Origin of the sequence: Rhodococcus sp. Eu-32, from assembly GCF_003336925.1 — a bacterium.
Lineage (GTDB): Bacteria > Actinomycetota > Actinomycetes > Mycobacteriales > Mycobacteriaceae > Rhodococcoides > Rhodococcoides kyotonensis_B.
Window position 1 is genome coordinate 1 of sequence record NZ_QGNK01000079.1, and the last position, 437, is coordinate 437.

The following is a 437-nucleotide window of genomic DNA, read 5'->3' on the forward strand; positions in this document are numbered from 1 at the left end:
AAAAAATTCATCAGTATCAATTTTCTCTTGCTTGAAAAATTCTTGGTCAAGGCCTCTCTCCTCTAAGGCACTTGAAAGTTCCTTGGCATTTTTTTCTTCAAGACTTCCTTTATTAAGATCAACAAGGCCCAAGGTCTTTAAGATAAAATAACCACCAACAACAATTGCCAGCAAAATTAAAAACCTTACAAAGGTATTCGCCGCTCTCCCCTTCATTTCACATCTCCTTTTCAAATAGTATTTTTCTTAATTGTATCATATAAAAAATCTCATGAAAAAACCACCCTCTCTAGTGAAAGGGTAGTTTTATCTTATTTTAAATTTTTATATCTCTGTAAGGCATCCTTGTAAGCAGAAATTATTGCCTTGGTGGAAGAAGCATTGTATCGTCTTTGGATTTCATCTGTGATTATTTCTTGATCTTTGATGTTCTTGCC

General features: G+C 33.6%; 1 protein-coding gene. It reads right to left on the bottom strand.

From position 1 onward, the window contains the following. A partial coding sequence (locus DK926_RS26530) for a hypothetical protein (protein WP_133299121.1) occupies positions 1 to 216 on the bottom strand: 216 nt, incomplete at its 3' end. Positions 217 to 437 lie beyond the last annotated feature (221 nt).